The 22,175-nt window shown below is 66.2% G+C and carries 22 protein-coding genes; 9 read left to right on the top strand and 13 right to left on the bottom strand.

Features of this window, described 5'->3' with window-relative positions:
• The first annotated feature begins 19 nt into the window (after window positions 1–19).
• Both VF194_RS06050 and VF194_RS06055 read left to right on the top strand, forming a co-directional pair.
• The gene (locus VF194_RS06050) at window positions 20–1,015 is read left to right on the top strand and encodes an LLM class flavin-dependent oxidoreductase (protein WP_330889042.1); all 996 of its coding nucleotides are present in this window, start codon (window positions 20–22) and stop codon (window positions 1,013–1,015) included.
• 145 nt (window positions 1,016–1,160) lie between these two features.
• Window positions 1,161–1,457, top strand: coding sequence for a hypothetical protein (locus VF194_RS06055; RefSeq protein ID WP_330889044.1), 297 nt, complete (start codon window positions 1,161–1,163; stop codon window positions 1,455–1,457).
• Between the two features lie 23 nt (window positions 1,458–1,480).
• On the opposite strand, the gene argB is transcribed toward VF194_RS06055, so the two are convergent.
• Genes argB through rpmH form a run of 6 tightly spaced genes read right to left on the bottom strand, consistent with a single transcriptional unit; the run spans window position 1,481 to window position 5,726 of the window.
• Window positions 1,481–2,395: an acetylglutamate kinase gene (gene argB / locus VF194_RS06060; protein WP_330889046.1), complete on the bottom strand. Its 915-nt coding sequence runs from the start codon at window positions 2,393–2,395 to the stop codon at window positions 1,481–1,483.
• Window positions 2,396–2,441: 46 nt separating this feature from the next.
• Window positions 2,442–3,107, bottom strand: coding sequence for a ribosome biogenesis GTP-binding protein YihA/YsxC (gene yihA / locus VF194_RS06065; protein WP_330889048.1), 666 nt, complete (start codon window positions 3,105–3,107; stop codon window positions 2,442–2,444).
• A 12-nt stretch (window positions 3,108–3,119) separates the two neighbouring features.
• Entirely contained in the window at window positions 3,120–4,946 is a 1,827-nt protein-coding gene (gene yidC / locus VF194_RS06070; protein WP_330889050.1) for a membrane protein insertase YidC, read from the bottom strand.
• The gene (gene yidD / locus VF194_RS06075) at window positions 4,946–5,221 is read right to left on the bottom strand and encodes a membrane protein insertion efficiency factor YidD (protein WP_330889053.1); all 276 of its coding nucleotides are present in this window, start codon (window positions 5,219–5,221) and stop codon (window positions 4,946–4,948) included. Before yidD ends, yidC begins: the two co-directional genes overlap by 1 nt.
• Window positions 5,218–5,583, bottom strand: a complete 366-nt coding sequence (gene rnpA, locus VF194_RS06080; RefSeq protein WP_330889054.1) for a ribonuclease P protein component — start codon at window positions 5,581–5,583, stop codon at window positions 5,218–5,220. Before rnpA ends, yidD begins: the two co-directional genes overlap by 4 nt.
• Before the next feature lie 8 nt (window positions 5,584–5,591).
• Complete coding sequence (gene rpmH, locus VF194_RS06085) at window positions 5,592–5,726, bottom strand: 50S ribosomal protein L34 (RefSeq protein WP_298722719.1); 135 nt, start codon at window positions 5,724–5,726, stop codon at window positions 5,592–5,594.
• A gap of 259 nt (window positions 5,727–5,985) precedes the next feature.
• On the opposite strand from rpmH, the gene rpmB reads away from it, so the two are divergent.
• Window positions 5,986–6,282, top strand: a complete 297-nt coding sequence (rpmB, locus tag VF194_RS06090; protein WP_330889060.1) for a 50S ribosomal protein L28 — start codon at window positions 5,986–5,988, stop codon at window positions 6,280–6,282.
• 93 nt (window positions 6,283–6,375) lie between these two features.
• Here rpmB and VF194_RS06095 read toward each other — a convergent pair whose 3' ends face one another.
• Complete coding sequence (locus VF194_RS06095; protein WP_330889062.1) at window positions 6,376–7,404, bottom strand: esterase-like activity of phytase family protein; 1,029 nt, start codon at window positions 7,402–7,404, stop codon at window positions 6,376–6,378.
• A gap of 80 nt (window positions 7,405–7,484) precedes the next feature.
• Here VF194_RS06095 and VF194_RS06100 point away from each other — a divergent pair, with 80 nt between their 5' ends.
• Window positions 7,485–11,318, top strand: a complete 3,834-nt coding sequence (locus tag VF194_RS06100) for a PAS-domain containing protein (RefSeq protein WP_330889064.1) — start codon at window positions 7,485–7,487, stop codon at window positions 11,316–11,318.
• Here VF194_RS06100 and cobT read toward each other — a convergent pair whose 3' ends face one another.
• The 3 genes from cobT to VF194_RS06115 are packed head-to-tail and all read right to left on the bottom strand — an operon-like array spanning window position 11,319 to window position 14,881.
• Window positions 11,319–13,184 carry a cobaltochelatase subunit CobT gene (gene cobT, locus VF194_RS06105; protein ID WP_330889066.1) on the bottom strand — a complete coding sequence of 622 codons (1,866 nt, stop codon included), beginning with the start codon at window positions 13,182–13,184 and terminating at the stop codon, window positions 11,319–11,321.
• Between the two features lie 30 nt (window positions 13,185–13,214).
• Entirely contained in the window at window positions 13,215–14,216 is a 1,002-nt protein-coding gene (gene cobS, locus VF194_RS06110) for a cobaltochelatase subunit CobS (protein ID WP_330889068.1), read from the bottom strand.
• Between the two features lie 50 nt (window positions 14,217–14,266).
• Window positions 14,267–14,881, bottom strand: a complete 615-nt coding sequence (locus VF194_RS06115) for a DnaJ domain-containing protein (protein ID WP_330889070.1) — start codon at window positions 14,879–14,881, stop codon at window positions 14,267–14,269.
• Window positions 14,882–14,988: 107 nt separating this feature from the next.
• Here VF194_RS06115 and VF194_RS06120 point away from each other — a divergent pair, with 107 nt between their 5' ends.
• Together VF194_RS06120 and VF194_RS06125 are read left to right on the top strand one after the other, a co-directional pair.
• Entirely contained in the window at window positions 14,989–15,276 is a 288-nt protein-coding gene (locus tag VF194_RS06120) for a BolA family protein (protein ID WP_330889072.1), read from the top strand.
• Window positions 15,277–15,413: 137 nt separating this feature from the next.
• Complete coding sequence (locus VF194_RS06125; RefSeq protein WP_330889074.1) at window positions 15,414–15,824, top strand: ribbon-helix-helix domain-containing protein; 411 nt, start codon at window positions 15,414–15,416, stop codon at window positions 15,822–15,824.
• Window positions 15,825–15,847: 23 nt separating this feature from the next.
• On the opposite strand, the gene VF194_RS06130 is transcribed toward VF194_RS06125, so the two are convergent.
• The 3 genes from VF194_RS06130 to VF194_RS06140 are packed head-to-tail and all read right to left on the bottom strand — an operon-like array spanning window position 15,848 to window position 18,996.
• On the bottom strand, window positions 15,848–17,137 hold the full coding sequence (locus tag VF194_RS06130; RefSeq protein WP_330889076.1) for an HlyC/CorC family transporter: 1,290 nt from the start codon (window positions 17,135–17,137) through the stop codon (window positions 15,848–15,850).
• An 8-nt stretch (window positions 17,138–17,145) separates the two neighbouring features.
• Window positions 17,146–18,270: a 3-dehydroquinate synthase gene (gene aroB, locus VF194_RS06135; RefSeq protein ID WP_330889077.1), complete on the bottom strand. Its 1,125-nt coding sequence runs from the start codon at window positions 18,268–18,270 to the stop codon at window positions 17,146–17,148.
• Window positions 18,271–18,273: 3 nt separating this feature from the next.
• The gene (locus VF194_RS06140) at window positions 18,274–18,996 is read right to left on the bottom strand and encodes a shikimate kinase (RefSeq protein WP_414656076.1); all 723 of its coding nucleotides are present in this window, start codon (window positions 18,994–18,996) and stop codon (window positions 18,274–18,276) included.
• A gap of 126 nt (window positions 18,997–19,122) precedes the next feature.
• On the opposite strand from VF194_RS06140, the gene VF194_RS06145 reads away from it, so the two are divergent.
• The 3 genes from VF194_RS06145 to VF194_RS06155 are packed head-to-tail and all read left to right on the top strand — an operon-like array spanning window position 19,123 to window position 22,144.
• Complete coding sequence (locus VF194_RS06145) at window positions 19,123–19,263, top strand: hypothetical protein (RefSeq protein ID WP_330889079.1); 141 nt, start codon at window positions 19,123–19,125, stop codon at window positions 19,261–19,263.
• Window positions 19,264–19,267: 4 nt separating this feature from the next.
• A complete protein-coding gene (locus VF194_RS06150) occupies window positions 19,268–21,124 on the top strand; it encodes a hypothetical protein (protein ID WP_330889081.1) in 1,857 nt (618 codons plus the stop codon).
• Between the two features lie 18 nt (window positions 21,125–21,142).
• Complete coding sequence (locus VF194_RS06155; protein WP_414656077.1) at window positions 21,143–22,144, top strand: site-specific tyrosine recombinase XerD; 1,002 nt, start codon at window positions 21,143–21,145, stop codon at window positions 22,142–22,144.
• The last annotated feature ends 31 nt before the right edge of the window (window positions 22,145–22,175 follow it).

A 22,175-nucleotide genomic window follows, 5' to 3' on the forward strand; every position in this document is an offset into this window, starting at 1 on the left:
TCTCCCATATTGGCGAGCCATGCCTATTTTTTCCGTCCTCGACCTGTCACCGATCCTGCAAGGCAGCGATGCCGCGCAATCCTTCCGCAACACGCTCGACCTCGCCCGCCATGCCGAGAGCTGGGGTTACAAGCGCTATTGGATGGCCGAGCATCACAACATGCCCGGGGTCGCCTCTGCCGCGACCGCCGTGCTGATCGGCCATGTCGCCGGCGGGACCAAGACGATCCGCGTCGGCGCCGGCGGCGTCATGCTGCCCAACCACGCGCCGCTGGTGATCGCCGAGCAATTCGGCACCCTGGCCTCGCTATACCCCGGACGGATCGATCTGGGCCTGGGCCGCGCGCCGGGCACGGATCAGCTCACCATGCGCGCCCTGCGGCGCAATCTCGATTCCGATGAGGATCAGTTTCCGCGCGACGTGCTGGAGCTGCTGGCCTATTTCGAACCGGCCGAACCCGATCAGCGCATCCGCGCCGTGCCCGGCGCAGGCCTGAAGGTGCCGGTATGGATTCTGGGCTCCAGCCTGTTCGGCGCGCAGCTTGCCGCCATGCTCGGCCTGCCCTATGCCTTTGCCTCGCATTTCGCGCCGGCGCAGATGATGGATGCCATCGCCATCTACCGCGAGCGCTTCAAGCCCTCCGAATACCTGCAGAAGCCCTATGTGATGCTTGGCTTCAACATCTTCGCCGCCGACAGCGATGACGCGGCGATGACCCTGTCCACGTCGTGGAAGCAGGCCTTCGTCAATCTGCGCAGCGGCCGCCCCTCGCCGCTGCCGCCGCCCAGGCCGGGCTACGACGAAGAATTGCCGCCGCAGTTCAAGGCGATGCTGCAGCAGGTTCTGTCCTGCTCGGCGATTGGCTCGCCCGCGACCGTGAAAGCCAGGCTGGAGGATTTCCTGCAGAAGACGCAGGCCGACGAACTGATGCTGACGGCGCAGATCTTCGATCACGCCGCGCGGCTGCGCTCTTTCGAAATCGCTGCGGAGATACGGGGCAGCATGCGGCAATGAGTTCTGCCAGACCTGCCGATATGCGCAGATATGCATTCCCGATTGCAATTCGTCGCGGCGGCCGGCAGAATTTGAAGCACGGCCTGCGAAGTGCATATCGAACGACTGCTCGATGACATTGAGGCGACCCGATCGATCTCGCCGAGTGGCGCGCGGCCGTGGCGCAAATCGAGGGCGTCCGGATAGCGGAAGGCAACGTCAAGGCCGGCAACCCGAAAACCGGCGAAAGCATAAAATCAGCAACTTCGGTGGCGACACCGAAATCCTGCTGCCCGATCAACGCTGGGGGCGTTTTTCCCGCTGGATGCCGGGAGGCCGCATCTCACTTGCGGTGACGGACGATTTCAGTTCCCCCAACTCGACGATGCGGCGCATCGCCGCGCAACTGGCCGGTCAATTGAACGCCCGCCTCGTCGGCGACGAGGGTGAATTTTACGATTGAACGACGTATTCCCGGAACGATCGTCAGGGCGTCCGCTCGATCATCGTGCCGACGCCATGCGGCGTGAACAGTTCGAGCAGCAGCACATGCGGAATGCGGCCATCCAGGATATGCGCCGCCTGCACGCCGCCGCGCACGGCATCCAGGCAGGTTTCCACCTTCGGGATCATACCGCCGGAAATGGTGCCGTCGCCCATCAGCATCAGCGCCTCCTTGGCGGTGAGCGTCGGGATCAGCTTCTTGTCCTTGTTCAGCACGCCGGCGACATCGGTCAGCATCAGCAGCTTGCTGGCGCCGACAGCCGCGGCGATCGCGCCGGCCGAGGTGTCGGCATTGATGTTGTAGGTCTCGCCGTTCTCGCCGACGCCGATCGGCGCCACGACGGGGATGACGTTTGAATTCTGCAGGGTGCGCAGGATTTCCGGGTTGATCCGCACCGGCTCGCCGACGAAGCCGAGATCGAGCAGCTTCTCGATATTGGAGCCGGGATCGCGCACGGAACGGCGCAGCTTGCGCGCCTCGATCAGCTTGCCGTCCTTGCCCGACAGGCCGATGCCCGTGCCGCCCGCGGTGCCGATGGCGGACACGATCTGCTTGTTGATCGAGCCGGCCAGTACCATCTCGACGATCTCGACGGTCGCCTGATCGGTCACCCGCAGCCCGTCGACGAACTCGCTCTTGATCTTGAGCCGCTCCAACATGGCGCCGATCTGCGGGCCGCCGCCATGGACGACGATCGGATTGATGCCGACCTGCTTGATCAGCACGACGTCGCGGGCGAATTGATGCGCCAGTTCCTCGTCGCCCATGGCATGACCGCCATATTTGATCACCATGGTCTGGCCGGCGAAGCGGCGCATATAGGGCAGAGCCTCGGAAAGGACCTTGGCGGTTTCCTGCAGATGCGCTTCGAGAGGCTTGGGGCCGGCAGTCTTCATGGCGGGGCTCTTGGGTCGGACGGGTCGGATACGGTCGTTCCGGGGGTTATACGGTCGCCGGGGCCAGGGCGGCAAGCTCGGCGCGCAGTTCGGCGATGCCGCTGGCGGTCTGACTGGAGGTCACGCGGATGACGGGATGGGCCGCGACATGGCGGGACAGCGCCGCCGCCGTGGCGGACTTCACCCTGGCCAGCTCGGCGGGGCCGGTCTTGTCCGCCTTGGTCAGCACCACCTGATAGACCACCGCCGATTTGTCCAGCAGCGTCATGATGTCCTCGTCGCCGGGCTTCAGGCCATGCCGGCTGTCGACCAGCAGGCAGACCCGCAGCAATTCCGGCCGGCCCTTGAGGTAGGCGCGCGTCGTCTCGGTCCAGGCAGCGGCCTTGGCCTTGCCGACCGCCGAATAGCCATAGCCCGGCAGATCGACGAGGGTCAGCGTGCCGTTGCCGAGATCGAAGAAATTGAGCTGCTGGGTGCGGCCCGGCGTGTTGGAGGTGCGCGCCAGCGCCTTGCGCCCGGTCAGCGCGTTGATCAGCGAGGATTTGCCGACATTGGAACGCCCGGCGAAGGCGATTTCCGGGCCGCGCGCCGGCGGCAGCTGGGCCATGGTCATGGCGCCGGCGAAGAACTCGCAGGAGCCGACGAAAAGCAGCCGGCCGCGCTCAAGCGCGGCCGGTGCGATCTCTTCCGTAGCGGCCGGCAGATCGGCCATCGCAGGACATTCCTACTTTGCCGGTTTCGGCGCGGGCTTTTCGGCGCCGCCGCCGATCTTCACCCCCATCCGCTTCATGATCACGTATTGCTGCAGGACGGAGAGCGTGTTGTTCCAGCTCCAGTAGATCACCAGGCCGGCGGCGAAGCGGCCGAGCATGAAGGTGAAGACGATCGGCATGAAGGTGAAAATCTTCGCCTGCACCGGATCGGGCGGCGTCGGATTCATCTTCATCTGCAGGAACATGGTGATGCCCATGATGATCGGCCAGACGCCGAGCGAGACGATATGCAGCGGGCCGAGATCGGGCACCGCCCAGGGCAGCAGGCCGAAGCCGTTGATCCACGACGTCGGATCCGGCGCCGAGAGATCGTGGATCCAGCCGAAGAACGGCGCATGCCGCATCTCGATGGTGATGTAAAGCACCTTGTAGAGCGAGAAGAAGACCGGAATCTGCAGGAAGATCGGCAGACAGCCGGCGGCCGGATTGACTTTCTCCTTCTTGTAGAGCGCCATCAGCTCCTTCTGCATCATCTCTCGGTTGTCGGCGTAGCGCTCGCGCAGCTTCTGCATCTCCGGCTGCAGCTTCTTCATCGCGCTCATGGAGACGTAGGATTTGTACGCCAGGGGGAAGAACAGCACCTTGACGATCACGGTCACCGCCAGCATGGCGAGGCCGATATTGCCGATCAGGTGATAGAAGAAGTCGATGGTGAAGAACATCGGCCGGGTGAGGAAATAGAACCAGCCCCAGTCGATCGAGAGATCGAAGCGCGGGATATGCAGTTCCTCTTCATACCGGTCGATCAGCTTCACCTCCTTGGCGCCGGCGAACAGCATGCCCGTGGTCTCGACCGATTTGCCCGGCTCGACCTGCTTGCCGCCGCCGAGATAATCGACCTGATAGCGCTCGGCCACGCCATTCGCGGCCGGCACATGGCTGAAGCGCGCCTTCACATGCTGATCCAGGCCCGGGATCAGGGCGGCTTCCCAATATTTGTCGGTGATGCCGAGCCAGCCTCCGACCGAGTCGAATTCCTGCGCCTTCTCGCCGGCCAGATCCTTGTAGCTGAACTCCTTCAGCGTGCCGTTGTCGTCGGCCTTCTCGCGGAAGACGCCGAGCGGGCCTTCATGCAGGATGTAGAGCCCCGCCGTGGTCGGCGTGCCGTGGCGCGAAACCAGCGCATAGGGGAACAGCGTCACCGGCTTGTCGCCCTTGTTCTCGACCTTCTGGGTGACGGTGAACATGAAATTGTCGTCGACCTTGATGACGCGGGTGAAGACGAGGCCCTGTCCGTTATCCCAGGTCAGCGTCACCGGCTCGTTGGTGCGCAGCACCTGCTTGTCGGCGGTCCAGCGGGTCTGGCCGTTCGGCAGGGCAACGCCGTCGCCGCTCGCAGTCCAGCCGAACTCGGCGTAATACGGCTCGGGGCCGCCGGCCGGCGAGAGCAGATGGATCGGCGCGCTGTCGGGCTCGATGGTTTCCTTGTATTCCGGCAGCACGATGTCGTCGATGCGGGCGCCGAGCAGATTGATCGAGCCGGTCAGGCGCTTGCCCTCGATCTTCACGCGCGGCGTCTCGGCCAGCGCCTTCTCGCGGCTGAGGGTCTGCCCGGCGGCCTGCTGCGCCAGGCTCGGCAGTTGCGGCAGTTCGGCACTGCCCGGCTTGGCGCCGCCCGATGGCGCCGGAGCGTTCGATTGTCCGGCCGTCGCCTGCTGCTGCGTCGCCTGCTGCTCGCGCAGGCGGTCCTGGCGCGGCTTTTCGACGAAGAACTGGAAGCCCAGCAGGATCGCCACCGACACGGCGATCGCGATAATGAGATTCTTCTGGTCGGACATCAGACAGAGCCTTGTTGCACGGATGAAGTCTTCGGCGCGGCCGGCGCGGATCGCACCGGCGGCACCGGATCGAAGCCGCTGCCGCCCAGGGGATGGCAGCGGGCAAGCCGGCGAATGGCGAGATAACTGCCTTTCACCCCGCCGTGTTTCTCCAGCGCCTCGAGCGCATAGCAGGAACAGGTCGGTTGATAGCGGCAGTTATGGCCCAGCCAGGGCGACAGGAACAACCGATAGGCCTGCACCGGAAGCGCCGCAAGACGCGCCAGCGGCGTCATGCCGCACCCCCGTCCTGCCGGTGCCAGAGCTTCAGCTTTTTCAAGGCGTTTTCCAGGTCCCGGCGCAACGCCGCGAAGTCCCGCGCCGGCGTCGCCTGCCGCGCGACCAGGACATAGTCATAACCCGGCGCGGCATGCTGCGGCAGGACCTCGCCCGCCAGGGCCTTGAGCCGGCGCCGCGCCCGGTTGCGCGTCACTGCATTGCCGACCTTGCGCGATGCGGTGAAACCGACCCGGCGCATATCGTCCTCCCCGGGGGCAGCTTGCAGCAACAGGCCCGGCAATGCCGCCCGTCGGTCGGCCGCCTGCACCCGGAGATAATCCGCGCGGCGGCGGAGTCGCTCGACGCCGCCTGTCGCCATCGGAAAAATTAGGCCGAGAGTTTCTTGCGGCCGATGGCGCGCCGATTGGCCAGCACCTTCTGGCCGCCCTTGGTGGCCATGCGGGCGCGGAAACCGTGGCGGCGCTTGCGCACCAGCTTGCTGGGTTGATAGGTCCGTTTCACAACCGCTCTCCGTTTCACCAAGCCGATTTTCGTCGCGGAATTCCAACGAAAATGGCCAATAACACGCGTAAATAGGGGGCCTGGTGAGGCCCCCCGGACAAATTCGGTCCCGCTGTATACGGGCTGAAACCGGGTAAGTCAACTTGAGCCTGTCACGAAAGCCAGAATGCAGGGGGCTTTCGTGTTGACGGCGGGTGGACCAGCCCCTATAACCAGCCGCCAAATTTGCAGAAACACCGACTTCATTAAGAGGTTTACCATGGCTCGCCGCTGCGATGTGACCGGCAAGGGCGTTCGGACCGGCAATAACGTCAGCCACGCCAACAACAAGACCCGGCGTCGTTTCCTGCCGAACCTGCATGCCGTCACGCTGATCAGCGAGGCGCTGGGCCGTAACGTGACGCTGCGGGTGTCCTCGCATGGCCTGCGCTCGGTCGAGCATAACGGCGGCATCGACAATTGGCTGCTCAAGACCAGCGATACGCGCCTCTCGGACGAGGCCAAGGTGCTGAAGCGCAAGATCAAGAAGGCGCTGGCTGCCAAGCAGGCCGCCTGAGCCGACCCTGAAATCCGCAGCGCCCGCCGGTCCACCAGCCGGCGGGCGTTGTCGTTTCGGTGCCGGAGTCAGCGCCTGTATCAAGCGCCCGCATCAGGGCCCGAGCCGGAAGACCATGAGCAGGGTCCGCTGCAGGCCGTTCCGGTTGTCGTCCGACATCACATACAGCCAGGCCGAACCGTCGGCGGCGCGGCGCGCATCCAGCGCCTCCATATTGTCGATCGAAACCGGACGCGCCCATTCCGCCAGGGTGGTCGCCTCCAGCCGCGCCTCGTTCACAGCCGCCGCCGGGATCAGGCGCAGCCGCGCCTTCGGGCCGACCAGCACCGTGAAATAGCGCTCCAGCACCACGACATCGCCATTCGGCAGGGCCGTCGCGTCGGTCGGCCGGAAATCGCCGCTTTTCGGCCAGCGGCGTTCCTCCCAGCAGCCATTGCGGCGCAGCCAGGCGGCCCCGGCCAATTTTCCGTCGGCATCGGCAAGCTCCAGATTCTCGCTGAACAGCAGAAGACCATCCTGCGGCAATGCCGCCATCGCCTCCACGCCGCCATTGGCGGGCTGGTCGGTGGCCGCCGGCGGCAGCGGCAGCGCCATCATCGCCGGGCCGCCCGGTTCGTCATAGACCCAGACGCGATGCCAGTGCTCGAAGCCGACCAGCCAATGGCCGTCGGCGCTGCGCCGCAGCGATTCGGCATCGGCATCGTGCTTGCGCTCCAGTTGCCGGCCCTTGGCATCGCGCAGCGGCAGGATGCGCGCCTGGCGGATCGCGGCCGGCACGCCCCTGCCGTCGAGAGCGAAATCGAGCCGCAGCCAGTGGCCGAGATCGGAGATCGCCCATAATCCCCTGCCGTCGGCATCGACGACGAGGCCGGAATAGCCGCCGAAGCGCTCGTCGTCGCTGGCCAGCACCAGACCACCGAGATAGGTCAGGCTGCCCAGATGGCTCAAGCCGGGCTGCTCGGGGTTGAGATCGAGTAAGGCGCTGCGCACCGTCAAGGGCGGGCCGGGCTGCGCCGGCGCGGATGCCGACTGCGCTTTGGAGGCCTGCGCCATCGAGAGTTGCGGCAAACCCGCCAGTCCCAGGCAAAAAAGCCAGGCGATCAGCGCTTTAGCGGCGGCCATGCCACCCTTGCTGCGGCAAGCTTTGCTTTGTGAGGGAGAGTCCATCCGGTATGCTTCCATAAAGCCAGTCCAGTGAGGCCATGCCGACAGGAATCACCGTTTCCGCCCGATCAGCCGAGCCCCGGACCGCCCTGAGATCGGCGATCCTTGCGCCGGCGCTCTTCGTCGGGGTGCTGCTGCTGCTGCTGGCCGGCATCCTGAGCTGGCAACTCTACCGGCAGTATCATGACGAGATTGCGGCGGGAAAGGCCACCGCGCGCTCGTTGGCCACCATCCTCGACGAGCATGCCGGCCGCACCTTTGCCGCCGTCGACATTTTCCTGCTGAATTACTCCGAAACGCTGAGCGGCATGGCGGGCACCAATCCGGTCGGCACCTTATCGGCGCTGCGCGAGCGCATGAACGCGCGGCTTTCCGAGCTGCCGCAGATCCGCGCCTATCTGGTGCTGGACGAGAACGGCAAGGCGCTGATCGACAGCGGCGTGCCGCAGCCGCGTCCGTTCGACGGCACCGATCGCGATTACTTCCATATCCACCAGCAGCATCCCTATGCCGGCCTTTACATCGGCGAGCCGGTCTACAGCCGGATCAGCAATCGCTGGTTCATCAGCGCCAGCCGCCGGTTCAACAAGCCCGACGGCAGCTTCGGCGGCGTCATCCTCGCCGCGATCGAGCCGGATTACTTCATGGCCTTCTATCGCGAGGCCCTGATCTCCAGCAGCAACTCGCTTAGCCTGCTGCATGCCTCGGGCGTGCGTCTGGCCAGCATACCGGATGGCGGCGGCTCGATCGGCGGCATGACGCCCTATACGCCGATCCTGCAGCCGCGCTTTGCCGATGCCAGTTCCGGCCTGTTCCTCTCCGACCGGGCGGACGAACCGCCGCGCTATGTCGCCTTCCGCCGCGTCGATGGCTATCCGCTGATCGTCGTCGCCGGCATTTCCGTCGATTCCATCCTGGCCAACTGGCGCGACAATGTCGGCTACAGCATCCTGGCCTTCATCATAGCGACCATGGCGGCCGGCATCTTCCTCTCCGTGCTGCAGCGGCAGACGGGGCGCACCCGCGCCGCGCAGCTCCGCCTGCGCGAAGCGATCGAAAGCCTGTCGGACGGTTTCGTCATCTACGATTTCCAGGGTAGGATCGCCCTGGCGAATCAGCGCTTCTACCAGTTGAGCGGCCTCGATCCGCACAAGATCGGCGTCGGAACGCATTACCGCGAGGTGGTCCGCGACCTGAACCAGCGCTGGCTGGGCAATGTCGGCAGCTCAGGCCATACCGCCTTCATCCGCGCACTGGAACGCGATTACGAAAATCCGACCGGCCGGCCGATCGACAACCAGTATGCGCCGGGACGCTGGTTCCGCACCACGCGCTACCGCACGGCGGAAGGCGGCATCATCTCGATCCTGTCGGACATCTCCGACCTCAAACTGGCCGAGCAGCGGCTGCGCGACGCCATCGACGCGCTCGGCGCCGGCTTCGCGCTCTACGATGCCGACGGCTATCTGGTGCTGGTCAACCGGCGTTTCTACGATTTGACCGGCCACGATCCCGCGATGGTGCGCATCGGCATCCGCGACGAAGACCTAATCCGCATCACGGCGGCCAAGCGGCTCGAAACGTCGCAGCACATCAATGTCAGCCGCTATCTCGAACAGCTGGAAAGCGACTTCCGCAATCCCTCCGGCCAGCCGATCGATGCCGAAGTCTTCCCCGGCCGCTGGCTGCGCACCCAGCGTCACCGCACCGCCGATGGCGGCGTGATCTCGATCATCGACGACATCTCCGACCTGAAGCGCGCCGAGCAGCTGCTGCGCGACGCCATCTCGGCGATCAACGAAGGCTTCGTCCTTTACGACATCGACGACCGCGTGGTCCTGTTCAATCAGCGCTTCGTCGACTACTTCTGGGGCCTCGCCGATGTGATCCGAGCGGGCGTCTCCTTCGAGGAACTGATGCGCACCGGCGTCGAACGCAAGCTGTTCCAGATCAATGCGCCCGATCCCGAGGCCTGGATCGCCGCCCGGCTGGAAAGCCACCGCAATTCCACCGGGCCGATCGAGCGCCGGCTGAACGATGGCCGCTGGCTGCTGCTGCGCGAGGAGCGCACCGTCGATGGCGGCGTCGTCAGCATCGCCACCGACATCACCGCGATCAAACGCGCCGAACAGCAGCTGCGCGACGGCATCGACGCCATCACCGAAGCCTTCATCCTGTACGACAAGAACGATCGCGTGGTGCTCTTCAACCAGCGCGTCCTCGACTATTACCCGCAGATGGCGGGATTCCTGAAGCCGGGCATGAGCTTCGAGGAGGCCCTGCGGCTGGGCGTCGCCGCCGGCCAGTTCGTCGTCACCGGCGACCTGGAGGAATGGGTCGCCCAGCGCATGGCGGCGCACCGCCATCCCGGTCCGATCATCGAGCGGCAGACCATCGAGGGACGCTGGCTTCTGGTGCAGGAGCAGCGCACCGCCGAAGGCGGCATCGTCAGCATCGGACGCGACATCACCGCGCTGAAGGACCAGCAGGCGGCGCTGGAGCGCCATGTCGCCGAGCTGGAAGCGGCGCACCGGCAGGTCGAACAGCAGGCCTTTCAGTTGCGCGAACTGGCCGACCGCTTCGCCGAGGAAACCGAGCGCGCGCAGGCGGCCAGCCGCGCGAAGTCGGAATTCCTCGCCATGATGAGCCATGAGATCCGCACGCCGATGAACGGCGTGCTCGGCGCCATCGGGCTGCTGCTCAACACCAAATTGTCGGTGCCGCAGAGCCGACTGGTCACCACGGCGCGCGAATCGGCGGAGCATCTGCTGACCCTGATCAACGACATCCTCGACCTTTCGAAGCTGGAAGCCGGCCGTATCGACCTCGAAACCATCGATTTCGATCTGACGCAGCTCGTCGAAAGCTCGGTTTCGATGATGACGCCGCGCGCGGTGATCAAGAATCTGCGGCTGTCGAGCCGCCAGGAGCCGCCCCTGCCGCGCTTCCTGCGCGGCGACCCGGGCCGCCTGCGGCAGATTCTGTTCAATCTGGTCAGCAACGCGATCAAGTTCACCAATGAGGGCGAGGTCGAGATCACCGTGGCATCGGCCGCGGAACCGGACGGAAGACACCGCATCAGGTTTTCCGTGCGCGATACCGGCATCGGCATCGCCGCCGACAAGATGGAACGCCTGTTCGGCCGCTTTACGCAGGCCGACAGCTCGATCGCCCGCCGCTTCGGCGGCACCGGCCTCGGGCTGGCCATCTCAAAGCAGCTTGTCGAACTGATGGGCGGGCGGGTCGGCGTCGAGAGCACCGAGGGCGAAGGCAGCACCTTCTGGTTCTCGGTGACTCTACCGGAAGGCGAGCCGGTCAAGGCCGCGGTTGCGGAAGCGCAGGCGGCCGGGCCGGCGACACGGAACAGCCTGCGCATCCTGGTTGCCGAGGACAATCAGGTGAACCAGATGGTGATCGGCCTGATGCTGCGCCAGCTTGGCCACCAGGTGGATGTCGCCACCAACGGGATCGAGGCCTGCGAACAGGTGCAGAAGGCGCCCTACGATCTCGTGCTGATGGATGTACAGATGCCGGAAATGGACGGCCTGCAGGCGACCCGGACGATCCGCAGCCTGCCGCAGGGCTGCGCCGACATTCCCATCATCGCGCTGACCGCCAATGCCATGGAGGGCGATCGCGAGAAATACCTGGCGGCGGGCATGAACGACTACATCGCCAAGCCGATTGCGCTGCCGCAGTTGATAGCGGCGATGAACCGCGCGCTCGGCGCCAGCAGCGGCGCGGGCGCCGGCAAGACGGGGACGGAGACCGCCGCGGAAGCGGATCATGTGCCCGGCACGCCGGACGGATTGAGCGAGCAGGCCAAGACCGGCCTGGGCAATCTGCTCGCTTCGCTGAAGAAGCTGAACTGATCAGGCGGCGCGGCGCCGGCCCCGGCGCGGCGGCTGCGCGGCGGCAGGGGTTTCGTCGAACAGCTCGGCGAGCTTTTCCATCATGGCGCCGCCAAGCTGCTCGGCATCGACGATGGTCACCGCCCGCTTGTAATAGCGCGTCACGTCATGGCCGATGCCGATGGCGACCAGTTCGACCGGCGAGCGCTTCTCGACCCAGTCGATCACCTCGCGCAAATGGCGGTCGAGGTAATTGCCGGGATTGACCGAGAGCGTCGAATCGTCGACCGGCGCGCCGTCGGAAATCACCATCAGGATGCGGCGCTGCTCGGGCCGGCCGATGAGGCGCTCATGCGCCCACATCAGCGCCTCGCCGTCGATATTCTCCTTCAGCAGGCCCTCGCGCAGCATCAGGCCCAGATTGCGCCGCGCCCGCCGCCAGGGCGCGTCGGCGCCCTTGTAGACGATATGGCGCAGATCGTTGAGCCGCCCCGGCTGCGCCGGCTTGTTGTCGGACAGCCATTTCTCGCGGCTCTGGCCGCCTTTCCAGGCCCGCGTCGTGAAACCGAGGATTTCCACCTTCACCCCGCAGCGCTCCAGCGTGCGGGCCAGGATATCGGCGCACATGGCGGCGACCGTGATCGGCCGCCCGCGCATCGAGCCGGAATTGTCGATCAGCAGCGAGACCACGGTGTCGCGGAACTCGATGTCGCTTTCCTGCTTGTAGCTGAGCGGCAGGGTCGGATTGGCGACGACGCGCGCCAGCCGCGCGGCATCGAGAATGCCTTCCTCAAGGTCGAAATGCCACGAGCGCGACTGCTTGGCCATCAGGCGGCGCTGCAGGCGGTTGGCCAGCTTGCCGACCACCGATTGCAGATGGCTGAGCTGCTGGTCCAGATGATGCCGCAGGCGCGCCAGTTCGTCGGCATCGCACAGATCGTCGGCGCCGATCACCTCGTCAAACTGCTTGGTATAGACCTTGTAGCCCGGCTCGCGGTTATGGCCGGCATCGCCGTAAGGCGGGCGGCGGCCCTTGCCCGCCTCCTCGCCGGAGCCGGCAACCTCCTGCTCCATGCCGGCCTCGGCTTCCATCTCGGCCGCCTCGCCGGCCGACGCATCGGCCGCCTCGGCCTGATCCATGCCGGAGGTGGCCGCCTCGCCCTGATCGGAATCCTCGCCTTCCGACTGGCTCTGCGGCTGCTGGCCCTGGGTGTCCTGATCCTCGCCCTCGTCCTCGTCATCCATCTCGCCGCCCTCCTCATCGGTGAGCTCGAGATCCTTGATCAGGCGGCGGGCGACTTTGGCATAGGCGCGCTGGTCGCGGATCGCCTCGAAGAGGTGATCCAGGTCCTTGCCGCCCTTCTCCTCGATCCAGTCGCGCCAGAGCGAAACCATCTTGCGGGCGGAGTCCGGGATCGACTCGCCGGTCATGCGCTCGCGGGCGATCAGGCCCAGCACATCCGCCAGGGGGGCTTCGGAGCGATCCTTGATCTTGGCATAGCCGCGGCTGCGGCATCTTTCTTCCAGCGCCGCAGTCAGGTTCTGCGCCACGCCGGCCATGTTGTTGGCGCCGATCGCCTCGACGCGGGCCTGCTCCACCGCATCGAAGACGGCGCGCGCCGTGCCGCCCTGCGGCAGCATGCGGGAATGCAGATTGTCGTCGTGATAGCGCAGCCGCAGCGCCATTGCGTCGGCAGCGCCGCGGATCTGTGCGACCTCGTTGGCCGGCAGATCGCGGCTCGGCACCGGCAGCCGCGCCCGCTTGCCGCGCAGACCCGGCGTTTCCGGCCCGAAGCTGACCTGCAGATCGCGGTCATGCGAGATCGCCCGCGTCGCCGCCGTCAGCGCGCGCTTGAAAGGTTCGATCGGGCTTTCCGGTTTCGCCATGAGCAAAAAATCCCGGCGGCGGCCGGCCGGCTAGACCAGGTCGGCCTTGGCGGCGGTCTCGGGCAACTCCTCGCCGAAGCAGCGCTGGTAGTATTCGGCAACCATCGGCCGCTCCAGCTCGTCGCATTTGTTGAGGAAGGTGAGCCGGAAGGCGAAGCCGACGCTGCCGAAGATGCGCGCATTCTCGGCCCAGGTGATCACGGTGCGCGGGCTCATCACGGTCGAGATGTCGCCGTTCATGAAACCGGCGCGGGTCAGATCGGCCACGGCCACCATGTTCTGAATCGTCTTGCGGCCCTGCTCGCCCGTATAGGTCGGCGACTTGGCCAGCACGATGGCGATCTCGTCCTCCGCCGGCAGGTAGTTCAGCGTGGTCACGATGCTCCAGCGGTCCATCTGCCCCTGGTTGATCTGCTGCGTGCCGTGATAGAGGCCGGAGGTATCGCCCAGGCCGACCGTATTGGCGGTGGAGAACAGACGGAAGGCCTTGTGCGGCCGGATCACCCGGTTCTGGTCCAGCAGGGTCAGCTTGCCTTCGACTTCGAGCACGCGCTGGATCACGAACATCACGTCCGGACGGCCGGCATCGTATTCGTCGAAGACCAGCGCTACCGGCGACTGCAGCGCCCAGGGCAGAATGCCCTCGCGGAATTCGGTGACCTGCTTGCCGTCGCGCAGCACGATCGCATCCTTGCCGACCAGGTCGATACGGCTGATATGGCTGTCGAGGTTGACGCGCACGCAGGGCCAGTTCAGCCGCGCCGCCACCTGTTCGATATGGGTCGACTTGCCGGTGCCGTGATAGCCCTGCACCATGACGCGGCGGTTGTAGGCGAAACCGGCCAGGATCGCGAGCGTGGTTTCGCGGTCGAAGCGGTAGGCCGGATCGAGATCGGGTACATGCTCGGTCGGCTGGCTGAAGGCAGGCACCTTCATGTCGCTTTCGACGCCGAACACGTCGCGGACGGAAATCGTAATATCCGGCAGATCGTTGGCTGGCGCGGCAATGGTTTTGGTCTGGAGGGCCGTCATATCACTCTCAATGGTCTTCTTGGGCTAAGTCTCGGGCAGCCTGAACAATCTCAAGTATAGCCGCGCGATTGAAGATAGGCATAGGCCTGGTTGATGCTTTTGAGCATTTCCTCGGCGGCCCGGTCGCCGCCGCGGATATCGGGATGGTAGCGTTTTACCATCGTCTTGTACTGCGCCTTGATGTCGGCCTTCCGCAACGGCAGCACGATCGTCTCCAGGTCGAAGCCCAGCATCGTCAGCGCCTCGCGCTCGCGCGGCTGCAACTGCAGCTCCGCCCGCGATTTCCGCCGGCTGGCGCCGAGGGTGATGCCGACATCGGCAAGAATGCCCAGATCGTCCTTGACCCAGACCTGCGGCTCCTCGCGCTGCGGCCTGGTGCCCAGCCGCCAGGTCGGCCGATGGCCCAAAACATCCTCGCGCTGATAGCGTTCCACATCCGCCGCGCTCATGCCGCGGAAGAAGTCCCAGCCGGCATTGTACTGACGGACATGGGTAAGACAGAAATGCCAGCGTCCCTCGCGCGGTTCCCGGCTTTTCGGCGCCGGATAGGCCCCTTCCTCCTGGCAGCCAGGATGGTCGCAGATCCGTGCGCGCACCCGTCCGAAACTGACGTCAACTTCGGCTTCAAGCAGGATTTTTCGCTGGGCGGAACGGGCTCTACTCATCACGGTCAAAGTATGGGTCGAAGCGGTGGCAGTGGCAAGGCGATTGCCGATATCCTGCTCCGGCGACCCTTGTTGCGTTTTTCTTGAGCTTTGCGGGAGTTTTTATCATGTCGATCGCAGACCGCATGCGCGGCAAATTGACGGCAGCCCTGGCACCCAGCCGGCTGGAGCTTATCGACGATTCGGCCCGGCATGCGGGCCATGCCGGCACCAGGGGGCTGCCGGGCGGCGAAACCCATTTCCAGCTCGTCATCGTTTCCGAACGCTTCCGCGGTTTGAACCGGCTGCAACGCCAGCGGCTGGTGCATCAACTCGTTGCCGAGGAATTCGGCGCCGGCCTGCATGCTCTTGCAATCACCGCTCTCACGCCGGATGAGGACGGTACGGGACCGTAACGACAACGCCCGCGAGCAGTCATCAGATCGATTGCACTTCCTACAGTGGCATGACATATAATTCATGCATTGATAATTTTCAAAACCTACAACCTTTTCATTTGATAATCCGGGTCTAGCCTATTAATGGTTGTGGCATGCCCATTACGCGTCAGCCGCAGCATGCCCATTCGCCGTTGAACGGCTCCAGTCTGGTGACCCGCAATCTGCGGCTGGAACGAGGCCGGACCAGCATTCGCCTCGAACAACTGGAATGGACCGCCCTGGACCTGATCTGCGCGGCGGAGGGCCTCGACCGGCATACATTTGCCACCCTGATCGACCGCGATCCGGCCCGGCGGGAGAAGACCCTGACCTCGCGCATCCGCAGCGCCGTGCTGGGCTATTTCATCCTGCGCTCCGGTCTGCGGCCCGAAGGCGCCGGCTCGGCGCTGTTGCCGCGCATGCCCCTGGGCAACCGCGATACGGCGGTTTTTTCGCCGAACGGAGCAGCCGAAGCGAAAGACGCCGAACTCAAAGACGCCGAACTCAAAGAATCGGCAGGCTGACCGGCCTGCGGGGCCGGAAGGCTTCACGCTTCGGCGGAAGAATTGGGCGGCGGCGCCGGAGTGAGTTTCAGCAGCGTCACCTGATGGCGCAGCCGGCGCAGAATCTCGAAGCGGAAACCGTGGAACATGAAAACCTGGCCGGGATCGGGAATCGTCTGCGTCTCGTGCAGCACCAGACCGGCGATGGTGGTGGCATCGTCGTCGGGCAGGTGCCAGTCGAACTGCCGGTTGATATCGCGGATCGTCGCCATGCCGTCCACCACCAGTGATCCGTCCGGCTGCAGGCGGTAGATCCGGCTGGCCGGATCGTGCTCGTCGCGGATGTCGCCGACGATCTCCTCGAGAATATCCTCCAGCGTCACCAGCCCCATGATCGCGCCATACTCGTCGACCACGAGCGCGAAATGCGCCCGCCGCTGGCGGAAGGCATTGAGCTGGCCGCGCAACGTGGTGGTCTCCGGCACGAACCAGGGCGTGGTCAGCAGCCGCGGCAGATCGAGCTTCTGCTGATCGAAGCCGGATGCCGCCAGGGCGCGCAGCAGATCCTTCGCATGCAGCACGCCGATGACATTCTCCGGATCGCCCTTCCAGATCGGAATGCGGGTATGCGGACTGGCCAGCACCTGGCGCACCAGCTCGTCCGGCGGCAGGTCGGCATCCAGCATCACCATGTTGCGGCGATGCACCATCACGTCGCCGACCGGCACCTCCTCCAGGTCGAGGATCGAGCCGAGCATGTCGCGCTCGTGCTTGACCATCCGGCCTTCCTCGGCGTGCAGCTGCAGCGCCGAGCGGATTTCCTCGCTGGCGGTCAGCGGCTGATCGCGCGCGATATGCACGCCGAACAGCCGCAGCGTGCGCACGCCGATCCACTGCACCGCGCGGACCAGGGGCGCCAGCAGGCGGATCAGCACCGCGATGGTCGGCGCCACCGCCAGGGCGACGCGCTCGGGCTTGTTGATCGCATAGGTCTTCGGCATCACCTCGCCGAAGATCAGCACCAGCACGGTCATCGCCACGGTGGCATAGGCGACGCCGACATCGCCGAACAGCGTGATCAGCAGATTTGTCGCCAAGGCCGAAGCCAGGATGTTGACCGCATTATTGCCAAGCAGAATCGAACTGATCAGCAGCTCGCGGCTTTCCAGCAGCTTGAGCACGGCATTGGCCCCGCGCTTGCCCTCGCCGGCCAGATGATGGATGCGCGGCGGCGATGCCGCCGTCAGCCCCGTCTCCGACATGGAGAAGAAAGCCGACAGCGCCAGCAGCAGGACAATGGCTGCGGCGGTTCCGACGATGACGGTATCGATCATGGCCTGTACTAAGTAGCGGAACGGGCCAATTGTTCGGCCAGCAGGGCCTCGACCGCCGCCGGCGTTACGTCATTGCGCTGGATCGCCTGGCCGATGGCCTCGGCCAGGATGAAGACCAGATGGCCATCGCGCACCTTCTTGTCCTGCTTCATATGCTCGAGCAGGACGGCGGGCGTGAAGCTCCGGGCGCCCTCGACATCGGTCAGCCGCGCCGGCAGGCCGCTTGCGCTCAGATGGCGCTCGATGCGCGGCGCAAGGGCTGCGTCGCATAGGCCGAGCCGGGCCGAAAGGCGGAAGGCGAGCGCCATGCCGACGGCGACGCCCTCGCCGTGCAGAAGGCGCTGCGAATAGCCGGTCTCGGCCTCCAGCGCATGGCCGAAGGTATGTCCGAGATTGAGCAAGGCCCGCTCGCCCTCCTCGCGCTCGTCGGCGGCGACGATCCGCGCCTTGTGCATGCAGCAGCGCGCCACGGCTTCGATGCGCAAGGCGGCATCGCCGGCCAGCAGCGCGGCGCCGTTCCGCTCGAGCCATGCGTAGAAATCGGCATCGCCGAGCAGGCCGTATTTGACGACCTCGGCATAGCCGGCCCGCAACTCGCGCGCCGGCAGGGTGGCGAGCAGGTCGACATCGGCCAGCACCAGGCGCGGCTGATGGAAGGCGCCGATCAGGTTCTTGCCCTGGCGGCTGTTGATCGCCGTCTTGCCGCCGACCGAACTGTCGACCTGCGCCAGCAGCGTGGTCGGGACCTGGATGAAATCCATGCCCCGGCGCAGCACCGCGGCGGCGAAGCCGACCAGGTCGCCGATGACGCCGCCGCCGAGTGCGATCAGGTGATCGCGGCGCTCGACTTTCAGGGCCAGCAGCGCCTCGCACAGGCGCTCGAAGCCGGCATAGGATTTCTGGCTCTCGCCCGGCGGCAGGATGACGGTCTCGCAGCCGATATTCTTCTGCGCCAGGGCGCGGCGCAGCGCCTGCAGATGCGGCGTGGCGGCGACATTCTCGTCGGTGACGATCACCGCGAAAGGCCGCCGCAGCAGCGGCGCGATATGCTCGCCGGCCTTCTGGATCAGACCGGTATCGACCAGGATGTCATAGGCGCGATCGCCGAGCGCGACGCGGACTTTCCGGCTCATCGCCTACTCCATTCGAGAAATGTCTGCCCGCCCGGCGCCGGCTTCCGCCGCAGCCAGGTGACGGTAATCCTCCGGCAGGGCGCGCAGGATATCGTCGACCACGTCTTCGTGCGGCCCGTCGCCGGTGATGACGGTGATATCCGCCCCGGCATAGACCGGATAGCGTTCCTCCATCAGCCGGGCCAGGGTCTGCCGCATGTCGCCGTTCTGCAGCAGCGGGCGATGCGTGCGCCGGGCGCAGCGTTTGACCAGCACGTCGAGCTCGGCCTTGAGCCAGATGGAAATCCCGGCGGCGCGGATGCGCGCGCGGGTTTCGGGATTCATGTAGGCGCCGCCGCCGGTCGCCAGCACGATGCGCGGCTGCTGCAACAGCCGGGCGATCACCTTGCGCTCGCCGTCGCGGAAAGCGGCTTCGCCATGGGCGGCGAAAATCTCCGGGATCGTGGCGCCGGCCGCTCTCTCGATCTCGGTATCGGCATCGACGAAATCGAATCCGAGCACCCCGGCCAGCCGGCGGCCGACCGAGCTTTTGCCCGCCCCCATCAGCCCGACCAGAATCAGGCTGCGCAGCGCGCTTGCCGGCCCCGCCGCGGCAGCCGCGCCGGCCGTGCGCCCGGGAGCAGGTTTTCCGTCGCCAGGCGCCGGCGTGGCATCAGGCAGCGACTTGTCGGCTGGGGACTCGTCGGATGGGCCGGCGACGGCAGACGCTGTAGCACCGATGTTCACGTCGTCTCCGTTCAGGGGCGCGCGCATTGCTTGCACCGCGCCACGCCGATACAATAAAGCAATTGCGCCACAATTCCACCGCGTGGCCGGGACCGTCCGGCACGCCCAGTCCGGAGCCGAAGCCGTATGGCCCGTATGTCGATTTTCCTGCTGCTGATTCTCGTCCTGCTGCTCGGAGGCGGTGCCGTCTTCCTGGCCACCTGGAACATCCCGGCGCCCCGCGCCAAGGTGGAAAAGGTGATTCCCGCCGACCGGCTGGGAAAATAGACGAATGCAGCGGGGACTCCGACAGGCCGGTCTGGCGGCAGGCCTCGCTACCCTTCTTGCGGTCGCCGGCGGGGCGGCGACCTGGGCGCAGCCGATTCGTCTGATTCCGCCGAGCCGCGATGCGGACGCGCAACGTCCCGCGCCGCCGGAGCCGGCCATCTCGGCACCGCCGCAAACCAATACGCCGCAGACCAACATCCCGCCGATCGGCGCTCAAACCTCCATCGGCCAGCCGGCCGCCGCCAGCAATTCGGAAGGCAGCGAATCCGAGGGCAGCGTGCAGAAGGCATTCGTCATCCAGCCGCTTCAGGCGCCCGACCCGTCCACGGCCGGCTTGCTGGACGATGACAATGGCGGTCTCGGCGCCGAGATGTGGCAGGGCACCGATCTGCCGCGGGCCATGCGCCTCCTGACCGTCTTGCCCGCTCCGGTGCCCGCGCCGGCCCTGCGCGATCTGCAGCGCCGCCTGCTGCTGACCACGGCGGAGGTGCCGGCCGGCACGCCGGGCACCCCGAGCCTGCTGGGACAGCGCATCACGCAGCTTTACCGCCTCGGGCTGATCGGCGAGGCCGAGCAACTGGCGGAGCCCCAACCGCCCCTGCTGAAGGATGCCGTCTTCACCCAGCTGCCGGTCGAAGCCGCTTTGCTGCGCAACGATCTTGGCCGCGCCTGCGAACTCGACGCGGCGGGCCTGCGCGAAGACGGCTCGGCCTATTGGCAGAAGCTGGCGGTGTTCTGCCGCTATCTGGCCAAGGACATTCCCGGCGGCGATCTGGCGCTCAGCCTGTGGCGCGACGGCGGCGGCGACGATCCGGCCTTTGCGGCCCTGGCCGCGGCGATGCGCGGCGATGCGCGGGTGAAGGTCGAAACGCTCGGCGCCAGCGCCAGTCCGCTGCATTTCGCCATGCTGCGGGCGGCCGGCAAGCCGCTGCCCAAGGATATGCTGGAGATCGCGCCGCCGGTGCTGCTGGCCGCCCTGGCCGGATACGACAAGGCCGATCCGGAATTGCGGCTGGCTGCCGCCGAAAAGGCCGTACTCTATGGCACCCTCCCGGCCGCCAGGCTCGCCGAGGCCTATGCCGCCCTGCCGATCAGCGACGCACAGCGCACGGCCTTGTCCAAGGGCAAGGAAAAATCCGCCCGCGCGGCCGCCCTCCTCTATCAGGAAGCCAAGGCTGCCGCCGATGCGAAGACGCGCGCCGCGCTGCTGCAGAAGGGTTTCGATCTGGCGCAAAGCCGCGACCTGCTGATGGTGACAGCCGCGGTCTACAAGCCGCTGCTCAGCGGATTGACGCCGGACGAGACGACCATTTCCGCCGCGCCGGCGGTGATACGCCTGGCGCTGGCCGCCGGGGCCGAGGATATCGCGCGGCTGTGGTACAACAACTTGCTCACCCTTCCGCCGGAGCGCGGCAAGGCGGGCGACATGGCCGCCCAGCTCTGGCCGTTGCTGCTGTTGAGCGAAGGCCAATGGCGCGACAGCAGTTACGATGCCTGGCTGGCGACGCTGCAATCGCAGCCGGAAGCCGAGCGCGATGCGCGCGCCACCTTGCTGCTGACGCTGGCGGAGGGTGCCGGCATCGCAGTGCCGGCGAACCGCTGGCAGGCCTTGCTTGCGCCCTCCGCCATGGAAAGCGGCGCAGTGCCATCGGTGGTGATCTGGCACGGTTTGCAGCGGGCATCGCAATCCAAGGCCAAGGCCGAGACGGTTGCCCTGGCGCTGGCCCTGCTCGGGCCGCGGGGCACGGCGAAGGCCGATGGCCAAAGCCTTGCCACGGCGCTGGGCGCGCTGCGCGAGGTCGGCCTCGCTGCCGACAGCAAGCGGATAGCGCTCGAAGCCGCGCTGCTGCACGGCTTCTGAGCGGAAACGGCGCCAAGGATGGCGCGCGCCGACCGACGCCCCCCTGACCGGCATTCTCCCGGTCGACATTCCCCCGCTCGACACTCTCTGGGCCGCCATATCGAGAGCTTCCTCGAGATGCTGAGCGCCGAGCGCGGCCTGGCGAAGAATTCCCTGCTCGCCTATCAGACCGATCTCGCCGATTTCGCCGGCTTTCTCGCCGCCCGCGAAGAGACCCCGCAGCAGGTCGGTATCGATGCGCTCCGTCTCTACGTGCAAGGCCTGGCCGATGCCGGCCTGAAGCCAACGACGGCGGCCCGGCGGCTCTCGGCCCTGCGGCAGTTCTTCCGCTTCCTGGCCCAGGAAGGCATCCGCAAGGACGATCCGGCGGCCCTGCTGGACGCCCCCAAGCGCGCCCGCCCGCTGCCGAAGATCCTGAGCGAAGACGAGGTCGACCGCCTGCTGGCGGAAGCGCGCCGCCTGCGCGACGATCCGGCGGAGGCCGCGCGGCTGACGGCGCTGCTGGAACTGCTTTACGCCACCGGATTGCGGGTAAGCGAACTGGTTTCCCTGCGCTGGCCGCCTTTCGGCGACGATCCGCGCTTTCTCGTGATTCGCGGCAAGGGCGGCAAGGAGCGGCTGGTGCCGCTGAGCCAGCCGGCGCGCGAAGCGGTCGAGGATTACGCCGGCTGGCGCAAGGACTTCCTGCAGCCGAAGCAATCGTCGCCCTGGCTGTTTCCTTCGCGCGGCGAAAGCGGCCACCTGACCCGGCAGCGTTTCGGCCAATTGTTGAAGGAGCTTGCGGTGGCTGCGGGCATTGCGCCGGCGAAAGTCTCGCCGCACGTGCTGCGTCATGCTTTCGCCAGCCACCTGCTCGCCCGTGGCGCCGATCTGCGCGCCGTGCAGAAGATGCTCGGCCATGCCGATATCAGCACGACGCAGATCTACACGCATGTGCTGGAAGCCCGTAAACAGGCGCTGGTCCAGGCCCATCACCCGCTGGCACGGCCGTCCGGCAAGGGAACCGGGACGGCCCGATAGTTTTATCGGTAACTTTCTTGTCCCAACGTCA

This window comes from Ferrovibrio sp., assembly GCF_036381655.1.
Taxonomy (GTDB): domain Bacteria; phylum Pseudomonadota; class Alphaproteobacteria; order Ferrovibrionales; family Ferrovibrionaceae; genus Ferrovibrio.

Coding starts and splice junctions, on each gene's coding strand:
- VF194_RS06145 (WP_330889079.1), top strand. CDS start 19,123: ATGGCCCGTATGTCGATTTTCCTGCTGCTGATTCTCGTCCTGCTGCTC.
- yidC (WP_330889050.1), bottom strand. CDS start 4,946: ATGTCCGACCAGAAGAATCTCATTATCGCGATCGCCGTGTCGGTGGCG.
- yidD (WP_330889053.1), bottom strand. CDS start 5,221: ATGACGCCGCTGGCGCGTCTTGCGGCGCTTCCGGTGCAGGCCTATCGG.
- argB (WP_330889046.1), bottom strand. CDS start 2,395: ATGAAGACTGCCGGCCCCAAGCCTCTCGAAGCGCATCTGCAGGAAACC.
- cobT (WP_330889066.1), bottom strand. CDS start 13,184: ATGGCGAAACCGGAAAGCCCGATCGAACCTTTCAAGCGCGCGCTGACG.
- VF194_RS06100 (WP_330889064.1), top strand. CDS start 7,485: ATGCCGACAGGAATCACCGTTTCCGCCCGATCAGCCGAGCCCCGGACC.
- cobS (WP_330889068.1), bottom strand. CDS start 14,216: ATGACGGCCCTCCAGACCAAAACCATTGCCGCGCCAGCCAACGATCTG.
- VF194_RS06125 (WP_330889074.1), top strand. CDS start 15,414: ATGCCCATTACGCGTCAGCCGCAGCATGCCCATTCGCCGTTGAACGGC.
- aroB (WP_330889077.1), bottom strand. CDS start 18,270: ATGAGCCGGAAAGTCCGCGTCGCGCTCGGCGATCGCGCCTATGACATC.
- rnpA (WP_330889054.1), bottom strand. CDS start 5,583: ATGGCGACAGGCGGCGTCGAGCGACTCCGCCGCCGCGCGGATTATCTC.
- VF194_RS06155 (WP_414656077.1), top strand. CDS start 21,143: ATGGCGCGCGCCGACCGACGCCCCCCTGACCGGCATTCTCCCGGTCGA.
- VF194_RS06120 (WP_330889072.1), top strand. CDS start 14,989: ATGTCGATCGCAGACCGCATGCGCGGCAAATTGACGGCAGCCCTGGCA.
- yihA (WP_330889048.1), bottom strand. CDS start 3,107: ATGGCCGATCTGCCGGCCGCTACGGAAGAGATCGCACCGGCCGCGCTT.
- VF194_RS06150 (WP_330889081.1), top strand. CDS start 19,268: ATGCAGCGGGGACTCCGACAGGCCGGTCTGGCGGCAGGCCTCGCTACC.
- VF194_RS06050 (WP_330889042.1), top strand. CDS start 20: ATGCCTATTTTTTCCGTCCTCGACCTGTCACCGATCCTGCAAGGCAGC.
- VF194_RS06130 (WP_330889076.1), bottom strand. CDS start 17,137: ATGATCGATACCGTCATCGTCGGAACCGCCGCAGCCATTGTCCTGCTG.
- VF194_RS06095 (WP_330889062.1), bottom strand. CDS start 7,404: ATGGCCGCCGCTAAAGCGCTGATCGCCTGGCTTTTTTGCCTGGGACTG.
- VF194_RS06115 (WP_330889070.1), bottom strand. CDS start 14,881: ATGAGTAGAGCCCGTTCCGCCCAGCGAAAAATCCTGCTTGAAGCCGAA.
- rpmB (WP_330889060.1), top strand. CDS start 5,986: ATGGCTCGCCGCTGCGATGTGACCGGCAAGGGCGTTCGGACCGGCAAT.